Below are 10,299 nucleotides of genomic sequence, written 5' to 3' on the forward strand. Positions count from 1 at the left end.
TTCGAAAAGGATCCCCAGAAGTACCTGGCCAAACTTCCGGGCGAGCAACCCGTCCGGTGAACCGGAGGCCCCATGACCGATGAAGTTCTCCATGGGGGGCGGTCGGTTGATCCGGTCTGCGGCATGATCGTGGACCCCGCCGCCCCCCGAGGAGGGTCCGCGGAGCACGGCGGACGAAGCTTCCACTTTTGCAACCCCCGGTGCCGGGAAAGGTTTCTCGCCGATCCCGACCGTTTCCTCGACCCCGCCTACGTTCCCGGGGGAATGGCCGAAAGGCCCGCACCGATCGGAACCCGCCCCACCCCGCTGTCTCTGCAGAAGCCCGTCCAACTGGGAGCGGGGGCCTCCCTTTCCCCTCCCGCCGCGCCTGCCGCGTACGTCTGCCCCATGTGTCCCGAGGTCCGATCCCCGGTGCCCGCGGCCTGTCCCTCCTGCGGGATGGCCTTGGAATCGGCCACGCCCCTCCTCCCTTCCGCCGCGGTCGAGTATACCTGCCCCATGCACCCCGAGGTGGTTCGGAAGGCGCCGGGCGCCTGCCCGATCTGCGGCATGGCCCTCGAACCTCGATCCCTCCCCTCCTCCGCCCGCGCCGATCCGGAGCTTCGCGCCATGACAAGAAGGTTCTGGTGGGCGCTCCTCCTGACCGCGCCGCTGTGGATCCTGGCCATGGCGGAGATGCTTCCCGGAATGCACCACGGCGCAATCCTCCCTGGCACCTTTTCGACCTGGGTGCAGATGGTCCTCGCCACGCCCGTCGTTCTGGGATCGGGATGGGTCCTCTTCGAGCGCTTCGCGGCCTCTGTTCGAAACAGGCGCGCCAACATGTTCACCCTCATCGGGCTGGGAGTCGGCGCCTCCTACGGCTACAGCGTGGCGGCCGCCCTGGTCCCCGACCTCTTCCCGGCCTCCTTCCGTCTCGCGGATGGGAGGGTGGCCGTCTATTTCGAAGCCGCCGCCACCATCACCCTTCTTGTCCTTCTTGGACAAGTGCTCGAACTGCGCGCCAGGCTCAGGACCGGAGACGCCCTCCGAGCCCTGCTCGCGCTCGCTCCGGTCGTGGCGCGGAGGCTCGAGGCGGGTGGGTCCGAACGGGATGTTCCGTTGGAGGAGGTGAAGGCGGGAGACCTCCTGCGAGTCCGGCCCGGGGAGAAGATCCCCGTGGATGGAAAAGTCGTCGAGGGGCGCAGCGCCGTGGACGAGAGCATGATCTCGGGCGAGCCCATGCCCAAGGAAAAGGGGCCCGGCGATCCGGTCGTCGGGGCTACTCTCAACGGTACGGGCGGATTGGTGATCCGGGCGGAGAGGGTCGGGGCGGATACCCTCCTGTCCCGCATCGTCTCCCGGGTGGCCGAGGCCCAGCGTACACGCGCCCCCCTCCAGAAGATCGCCGATCGCGTGGCCGCCGTCTTCGTACCGGCCGTGATGGCGGGTGCGGCGGCGGCCTTCGCCGGCTGGGCCGCATGGGGGCCCGAGCCCCGTCTCGCCCACGGGCTCGTGGCGGCGGTTTCGGTCCTCATCATCGCCTGCCCCTGCGCTTTGGGGCTCGCCACCCCCATGTCCGTGATGGTCGCCATGGGCCGGGGCGCCCGCGAAGGGGTCCTCTTTCGCAACGCGGAGGCCCTCGAACTCCTGGCCCGGGTGGACACCCTCGTCCTGGACAAAACGGGGACCCTTACGGAGGGAAGGCCTCGCATCCTCGACGTGATCCGGGCCCACCCCTTTGAGGAGAACGAGGCCCTGCGCATCGCGGCGGGATTGGAGCGGGCCAGCGAACATCCCCTGGCGGCCGCCGTCCTGGAGGCCGCGTCGGAGAGAGGGATTGCGCCTCCTCGACCCGACGGATTTCAATCGGTCCCCGGGCTGGGCGTGACGGGGCGGGTCGAAGGCCGTGAAGCGGCCGTGGGGACCTTGCGGCTCATGGCCGACCTGGGCATCGACGTCTCCCTCCTGGAGACCGCCGCCGCGGAGCAACGGCGGATGGGTAGGTCCGTCCTTTACGTGGCGGCGGATCGGCGCGCGGGGGCCCTGCTGGCCGCCGAAGACCCCCTCCGGCCGGGCGCCGCCGAGGCCGTGGAGGCCTTGCGGGCAGAGGGAGTGCGCCTTCTCGTGGCTTCGGGAGACGGCCGGGCGACCGCCGAGGCCGTCGCCTCTCATCTCGGTATCGAGGAAGTGCGTGCGGAGATGCTCCCCGCGGAAAAGGCCGACCTCGTTTCCAGACTTCGCTCGGAAGGCCGCGTCGTCGCCTTCGCCGGAGACGGCATCAACGATGCCATCGCCCTCGCGCGCGCCGATGTGGGCATCGCCATGGGGACCGGAACGGACGTGGCCATCGAAAGCGCGCCGGTGGCCCTCGTGAGGGGCGATCTGTCGGGTATTCTCCGAGCCCGAAGGCTGTCCCGAGAAACGGTGGCCAACATCCGGCAGAACCTCTTCTGGGCGTTCTTTTACAACGCCGTTGGAATCCCTCTCGCCGGGGGGCTCCTGTACCCCTTTCTGGGGATCCTCCTGAGCCCCATGGTCGCCGCGGCCGCCATGTCCTTCAGCTCCGTCACCGTTATCGGCAACGCCCTTCGTTTGAGGCGGCCCGCCTCCTGGAATTCCCTCCCTTCTGAAAACCGTTTACACTGAATGGGATTTGTTCCCGGCATGCCGCGACCCGGTCCCTGTGATCGAAGGAGGAGCCATGATCCGAAAGAGCCTGTTGCTGACCGCCGCCCTTCTGTGCGTCCTGTTCGCCGTCTCCTGCGGAAAGCCGGCCTCCGAGCAGACGGAGAAATCCGCCGCGGCGGCCGAAGCGCCGGCCCCCGCCGCGCAGGCCGTCGAGACGGCCGCGGCGCCTGCCGCCGAAGCCCCCGCCCAACCCACGGGCCGCGTGTACGTGTGCGAAATGGGTTGCGAGATCTCCCCCGAGCCGGGCCAGTGTCCAAAATGCGGGATGACCATGAAGGAGGTCCAGGCCTCCGACATCGTCTACGAATGCGGGCAGTGCGGCGCCCACTACGACAAGCCGGGCTCGTGCCCCAAGTGCAACGTGGTCCTCGGCTTCAAGATCAAGGGACAGGCCTGAGCCGTTGGGAGGGCGGAGAGGACGGGGAGGCCTTTCCGCCCGCCCAGGCACGGAATACCACGATTGCCGCCGGCGTTGCTGGCGATGACCCTGATTCTTGAAGACCCGTTACGGGAGGGGTATTCCATGGCACTGGTGAGGAGGCGGAGGGGTGGGGCGGGAGGAGTTTGCCTGGCGGCCATCCTGCTCGCGGCCTTGGCATCCCTGGCGTCCTGCGGGGGAAAACCGGAGAAGACGGCCGCCTACTACTGTCCCATGCATCCGCAAGTCACCTCCGACCGCAAGGGGGACTGCCAGATCTGCGGGATGCACCTGGTCATGGCCTCCCGGCCCGCGACCGCCGCGAATGCCCCCTCCAGGGACAAGACGGATGCGGTCTTTGTCTGCCCGATGCATCCTCAGGTTCAATCGCGGGGCCCCTCGGACTGCTCCATCTGCGGCATGCACCTGGTCCCCGCGCCGAAGGTGGAACCCCGGGGGCACGGGACGGTCTCGGGGCTCGCCCCGGTGACGCTGGGGCCCGACTCCATGCGCAGGATGGGATATTCGACTTCTCCCGCTCAGCGGGCCCGTCTCGATCGCACCGTGCGCCTTCCGGCCCGGATCGTGGCCGACCCCACCCGGGTGCGACCCATCATCTCGAGGGTGGACGGCTTCGTCACATCCCTTCACGTCTGGTCAGCGGGTCAGCGGGTCACGCGAGGACAGCCCCTCATGGGGATTTACAGCCTCGGGATCCTGAGCATCCAACAGCAGTACCTGAACTCTTCTCCGGCGTACGGGGGCAAACGGTTCTACCCCCCGTCCACGCGCACCCAACCGGAAGCCGTCGAGGGCGCCACGGAGGGAGTGGACCGCACCAAGCTCAGGTTGAAGGACTGGGATTTCAGCGACGAACAGATCGCGCGGATCGAGAAGACGGGGGCCGCCGAGGACACGCTGGAGATGGCCTCCCCGGTTTCGGGATACATCACCTCCTATACGGTGGTCCTGGGGCAGAAGGTCACCCCCGGCGATCCGCTCCTGACGATCACCGACCTGTCCAGGGTCTGGGCGGAGGTGGACGTCTTCGAGCGCGAGGTGCCGCTTCTCAAGGAGGGCCTTCCCGTCGTCCTGGAATTGCCCTCCCTGCCCGGGAAGAGTTTCCGGGGAAAGATCAGGACGTTCCAGAGGGCCCTGGACCCGCAGGTGCGGACGAGCCGGGTCATCGTGGAGCTTCCCAACCCGGACGCTCAGCTCGTGCCCGGCATGATCGCCTCGGCGGAAATCGCCTTCGACGGGGGAGAACGCCTCTGCATCCCCTCCTCTGCCGTCATCCGTGACGGGGACCGCGCGTACGTCTTCGTGGAGACCTCCCCCGGCGAGGTCCGGCCCGCCCTCATCGAGGTGGGGCTGGAGGGCGGGGGGAAGTCCGAGGTCCTGAGCGGCCTCTCGGAGGGAGATCGCGTCGTGTCCTCCTCCACCTTCCTCATCGACTCCGAATCGTCCCTCCGCGCCGCCCTTCAAGCCGCGGGAGACGGTCCATGAACTCGGTCCATCCATTCTCATCGAGCGTGGATGCGGGGGCGGTCCCGTGATTCGCAGAGTCGTCGAATTCAGCGCCAGGAACCGGATCCTGGTCATCCTGGCCGTGGCCGCCGCCGTGCTCTACGCCTTCCACGTCCTGACGCGCATCCGCCTGGACGCCATCCCCGACCTCTCGGACACGCAGGTCATCATCCTTTCGCGCTGGGACCGCAGCCCGGACATCCTTGAGGACCAGGTCACCTACCCGATCGTTTCGGCCCTCTTGGGGGCACCGAGAGTTCGCGACATCCGAGGATTCTCCGACTTTGGATTCTCCTTTGTTTACGTCATCTTCGAGGACGGGACCGATATTTACTGGGCCCGGAGCCGTGTGGTGGAGTACCTCGCCAAGATCCAGGGCCAACTGCCCACGGGGGTCCGGACCGAGATCGGCCCCGATGCCACGGGAGTGGGCTGGGTCTTCCAGTACGCCCTGGTGGACCGGAGCGGCAGCCACGACCTCGCAGACTTGCGAACCTACCAGGACTGGTACCTGCGGTACGCGCTTCAGAGCGTGGAGGGGGTCGCCGAAGTCGCCTCCATCGGAGGTTTCCAGAAGCAGTACCAGGTCACGGTGGACCCCTTCCGCCTTCAGGGTTACGGCATCTCCGTGCTGGAGGTGGCGGAGGCCGTCCGAAAGAGCAACGGCGAGGTGGGAGGCCGCCTCATCGAGTGGAGCGGGAAGGAGTACATGGTCCGGGGGCGGGGGTACCTGAAATCCCCGAAAGACCTGGAGTCGGTCGTCCTCCGGACCTCCGCGGGCGGGACCCCCGTCCTCCTGAGGGACGTGGCGCGCGTGGACCTCGGTCCCCAGATTCGCCGCGGGGTGCTGGACTTGGACGGTGCCGGCGAGACCGTGGGCGGCATCGTCATCATGCGCCACGGCGAGAACGCCCTGAACGTCATCGAGCGCGTGAAGGAGAGGCTTCACGACTTGAAGGGTTCGCTGCCCCCAGGCGTGGAGGTCCTGACCACCTACGACCGCTCGGGCCTGATCCGGGACGCCATCGGCACCCTGACGGGGGAGCTGGTGCTCCAGATGGCGGTGGTGAGCCTCGTGATCCTCTTTTTCCTGAGGCACTTTCCTTCCGCCATCGTCCCCATCATCACCATCCCCGTTTCCGTCCTGTTGGCCTTCATCCCGATGTATTACATGGGAATCACCTCGAACATCATGAGCCTGTCGGGCATCGCCATTTCCATCGGAGTGCTCGTGGACGGGGCCATCGTGGAGGTCGAGAATGCCTACAAGAAGATGGAGACGTGGCGGGGCGGTTCCGACGAAGACCACCTCGCGTTGCGCCTCGAGGCGCTCAAGGAGGTGGCGCCGTCCGTTTTCTTCTCGGTCCTGGTGATCGCCGTCTCCTTCCTCCCGGTGTTCGCCCTCGTGGGCCAGGAAGGACGGCTCTTCCACCCGCTGGCCGCCACCAAGACCCTCACCATGATCCTGGCGGCGCTCCTCGCCGTGACCCTCGATCCCGCCGTCCGGATGCTCTTCACCCGGGTCCGACCCTTCACGTTCCGGTCCCCCCTGGTGTCCCGCGCGGCCAACGGCCTTCTCGTGGGCACCTACCGGAAAGAGGAAGACCAGCCTCTGAGCCGGTTTCTCCACAAGCTCTACGAGGGCCCCTGCCGGTGGACCCTCGACCACCCCTGGACCGTCCTTGCGGCGGCTTCCCTCCTGGTCCTGACCACGGTCCCGGCCTACTTCAGCCTGGGCCGGGAATTCATGCCGCCCCTCAACGAGGGGACCATTCTCTACATGCCGACCACGCTTCCGGGGATCTCCGTCACCGAGGCATCCAGGCTCCTTCAAGTCCAGGACCGAATCCTCAAGGAGTTTCCGGAGGTCGTGTCGGTCTTCGGCAAGGCCGGACGGGCGGAGACCTCCACCGATCCCGCCCCCTTTTCCATGATGGAGACCACGGTGGTCTTGAAACCGCCCGGAGAGTGGCGGGAGAAGCCCCGCTGGTACTCCTCCTGGATGCCCGGATTCCTGAAGGCGCCCCTGCGCCTGGTCTGGCCCGACCGGATCACCTGGGAGGAACTCATCGAGGAAATGGACCGGGCCATCCAGATCCCCGGCAACACGAACGCGTGGACCATGCCCATCAAGGGGCGCATCGACATGATCACCACGGGGATACGCACGCCCGTGGGGATCAAGATCCTCGGAAGCGACCCAAAGGTCATCGAACGCTTGGGCGAAGAGGTGGAGCGGACCCTCCGGAGTGTTGCCGGCACGCGGAGCGTCTTTTCCGAACGGGCCGCGGGCGGGTATTTCGTGGACATCACGCCCCGAAGGGAGGACCTGGCTCGGTACGGAATCCCCCTGGAGGACCTCCAGGCGGTCATTTCCACGGCCCTGGGCGGCGAGTCCCTGACCACCGTCGTCGAGGGCCGCGAACGGTACTCGGTCAACCTCCGGTACCCCAGGGACCTCCGCGACGACCTGGACGCCCTGGGCCGGATCCTGGTGGGAACCTCCGGAGGACTGCAGGTCCCGCTTGAACAGGTGGCGAACCTTTCCGTCGCCACGGGGCCTTCCATGATCCGGGACGAGAACGGGCGGCTGGCGGGGTATGTCTACGTGGACGTCGCGGACCGCGACGTGGGCTCCTTCGTGGACGAAGCGAAGGAGGCCGTGTCCAGGGCCGTCGAGCTGCCCCCGGGGACTCACCTCGTCTGGAGCGGCCAGGTGGAGAACATGGCGAGGGCTCGCCAGAGGCTCGGACTCATCGTGCCGGTGACCCTCCTCCTCATCGTCCTCCTGCTCTACCTGAACACCCGTTCGGCGTTCATGACCTTCGTCGTTCTCCTCGCCGTTCCCTTCTCCCTCGTCGGCGCGGTCTGGCTGATGGCGGCCCTCGATTACAACGTCTCCGTCGCCACCTGGGTGGGGATGATCGCGCTGATGGGGCTGGACGCCGAAACGGGCGTTTTCATGCTGCTCTTCCTGAGGCTCTCCCACCAGAGCGCGGCGAGAGAGGGGAGACTTCGGGATCTGCAGGACCTGAAGGAGGCCGTCGTCCATGGGGCGGTCCGGCGCCTCCGACCGAAATTCATGACCGTGGCCACGTCCATCGTCGGGCTCCTGCCCATCATGGTTTCCATGGGAACCGGAGCGGACGTCATGAAACGGATCGCGGCCCCTCTCGTGGGGGGGCTGGTAACGTCCTTCCTTCTTGAACTCCTTGTCTATCCCGCGCTATTCTATTTGTGGAAACGACGCGAACTGGTCGGTGCGGGGCCCGCCTGAGAGCGGTCGTGCGGCCCGGGGAGGGTCCATCCTCCCCCGGGGCGGCTCTCGGGGTTCGCGAAGGGATATTCGGATCGGAGGGGATCATGAGTCTGCGCTCGTCTGCACTGGCCGCGGGTTTGTGTCTCGTCGTTTCCATCTCGTCCTTCTCCCTGATGCCCTCTCCCGAGCTTCCCCCAGACCAGGCGGCCCTCGCGGGCCGGGTGTCCACCCCGGACGGGGTGGGAATCCCCGGGGCGACCGTGCAGGTTCGTCAGCGGGCGGGGGCCGAGGAGATCCGCGTGCAGACGGGAGAAGACGGGCTGTTCCGCGCGGGCGGACTCACACCGGGGGACTATGATGTGGAGGTCGCGCTCCAAGGCTACCGACGGGCCGCCGTTCCCGCCGTGCGCCTGAGCGCCGGTGAGGTCCGGTCTCTGGGCTTCACCATGGACTTCGAGATCCCGGACAGCGAGGTGGACGTCGTGGCATCGGACCCGCGGGACGGCCTTCCCGGCCTCGCACTGCGCGAGAGCGGCGCGCCCGACGTGGGCGAGGCGCTGACGCGGATCCCCGGCCTTTGGAGCGTGCGAAAGGGCGGAATCGCGGGCGACTTGGTCCTCCGGGGTTATCAGGGGGACAACGTGAACGTCCTCATCGACGGGGTGCACGTCCAGGGAGCCTGCCCCAACAATATGGACCCGGCCGCGTTTCACGTGGATCTGTCGGAGGTGGAGCGCGTCGAACTCGGGAAGGGGCCCTTCGACGTGAAAAACGGGGGAAGCCTGGGCGGCGTGGTCAATATCGTGACGCGCACTCCGGAGCCCGGATTTCACGGATCCGCCGTGGTCTCTGGCGGGTCCTTCGGCTACTTCAACCCCTCCGCCACCCTGTCCTACGGGGGAGATTCCCTGGCCTTCCTGGCCGGAGCCTCCTACCGATTCTCCGATCCCTTCACCGACGGGCGGGGAGAGCGCTTCACCGAGGGAGCGGGCTATCGAGAATCGGCCGAAGATTCCCAGGCCTACGCGGTGCGAACGGGGTGGGCGGGGATGTGGTTTCGCCCCTTGCCAAACCACCAGGTGGGCGTCTCCGTCTCCCGCCAGGAGGCGGATCACGTCCTGTACCCCTACCTGTTCATGGACGGCGTGTGGGACAACACGGACCGCCTCCACGCCGATTACGCGTACACCCCGTCCGGTCCAGAGGGACCCGTGGTCGAGGCCCAGGCGTACGTGTCGCACGTTTCGCACTGGATGACCGACGGCTACCGGACCTCCTCCATCTCCCCCATGGCGCCCCGCGGGTACACCATGGGGACCTATGGCCGCACCAAGGCCGAAGGGGCCCGAACCGAATTGCGGTTCGGGGACACGGCCGTGGGCCTCGAGGTGGCGAGAAGGCACTGGTACGCCGTCACGCGCTTCGCCATGGCCATGTACATGCCCCAGTACTCCCTTCCTTCGGTGGATGCGAACAACTTGGGCCTGTACGTTTCTCGTGCGTTCCGCCTCTCGGATCGCTTCACCCTGGACGCCGGCGGCCGGTTGGATGCCAGCCGCTCCACGGCCGACGCCCGGCTGGCCAACACGGACCTCTATTGGGCCTACAAGGACACCCGATCCAGGAGCCGGAAGGATACCTATCCCTCCGGAAACCTTCGGCTCACCGCCTCCCTCCCGGGCGGGGCAGAAATTCGAGCGGGTGTGGGCACCTCGTCCCGCTTTCCCGATCCCCAGGAACTCTTCTTCGCCCTGCGCAGGATGGGGGCGGACTGGGTGGGGAACCCCGCCCTCGAGGTGCCCCGAAACACGGGAGTGAACCTCGGCTTCACCGTGCGCCGTTCCGCCTTCTACGCCAGCGCCAACGTGTTCCGAGACCGGGTGCACTCCTTCATCACCGTCCACAACCAGGCGCGCGTGAACAGCGTGCCCGGATACATGAACATGGTCGCGCGAAGCTATGCGAACGTGGACGCCCGTTTCTGGGGCGGGGAGTTGAGCCTCTCCGCCGTGGCCGGAAGCCGTGTCTTCCTGAACCTGGACGCCGCATCCGTCCGAGCGTCGAAGGACACGAACCCTTCCCTGGGCATCCGCTCCTCCGCCGTTGCGGAGATTCCGTCCCTCTGGGCGCGCGCCTCCGTCCGGTACGATACGGGGCGCTGGTTCGCGGAGGTGGAGGGCGTCTTCGCCGACCGCCAGGACCGCGTGGACGAGGATCTGCGGGAGCGTCCGACGCCGGGGTACGGCATCGCCAACGCGCGGGCAGGCGTCAACTGGAACGGGATCCAGGCGACCATGCTCCTCCGGAACCTCTTCGACCGCGCCTATCGCGACCACCTCTCCTACCAGCGGGACCCTTTCCGTTCGGGCCACCGAGTCTGGGAGCCCGGCCGGACCCTCGTGGTGAACCTGTCCTATCGGTTCTG

At 67.3% G+C, this 10,299-nt stretch carries 5 protein-coding genes; all 5 read left to right on the plus strand.

The annotated features are described in order from the left end of the window. The first annotated feature begins 72 nt into the window (after positions 1–72). Positions 73–2,628 (plus strand): heavy metal translocating P-type ATPase, encoded by a 2,556-nt coding sequence (locus tag AB1824_11830; GenBank protein MEW5765653.1) that lies wholly within the window; start codon positions 73–75, stop codon positions 2,626–2,628. Positions 2,629–2,683: 55 nt separating this feature from the next. Then, a complete protein-coding gene (locus AB1824_11835; GenBank protein MEW5765654.1) occupies positions 2,684–3,067 on the plus strand; it encodes a heavy metal-binding domain-containing protein in 384 nt (127 codons plus the stop codon). A 126-nt stretch (positions 3,068–3,193) separates the two neighbouring features. Beyond that, entirely contained in the window at positions 3,194–4,594 is a 1,401-nt protein-coding gene (locus tag AB1824_11840) for an efflux RND transporter periplasmic adaptor subunit (GenBank protein ID MEW5765655.1), read from the plus strand. A gap of 46 nt (positions 4,595–4,640) precedes the next feature. Next, positions 4,641–7,892 carry a CusA/CzcA family heavy metal efflux RND transporter gene (locus tag AB1824_11845; protein MEW5765656.1) on the plus strand — a complete coding sequence of 1,084 codons (3,252 nt, stop codon included), beginning with the start codon at positions 4,641–4,643 and terminating at the stop codon, positions 7,890–7,892. An 86-nt stretch (positions 7,893–7,978) separates the two neighbouring features. After that, the coding region (locus AB1824_11850) for a TonB-dependent receptor (GenBank protein MEW5765657.1) at positions 7,979–10,299 on the plus strand (2,321 nt) is incomplete at its 3' end.

It is taken from the genome of Acidobacteriota bacterium, from assembly GCA_040752915.1.
Taxonomy (GTDB): domain Bacteria; phylum Acidobacteriota; class UBA4820; order UBA4820; family DSQY01; genus JBFLVU01.

What these genes read in the sequence shown, in the direction of transcription:
- AB1824_11830 (MEW5765653.1), top strand. Translation starts at nt 73, where the DNA reads ATGACCGATGAAGTTCTCCATGGGGGGCGGTCGGTTGATCCGGTCTGC.
- AB1824_11835 (MEW5765654.1), top strand. Translation starts at nt 2,684, where the DNA reads ATGATCCGAAAGAGCCTGTTGCTGACCGCCGCCCTTCTGTGCGTCCTG.
- AB1824_11840 (MEW5765655.1), top strand. Translation starts at nt 3,194, where the DNA reads ATGGCACTGGTGAGGAGGCGGAGGGGTGGGGCGGGAGGAGTTTGCCTG.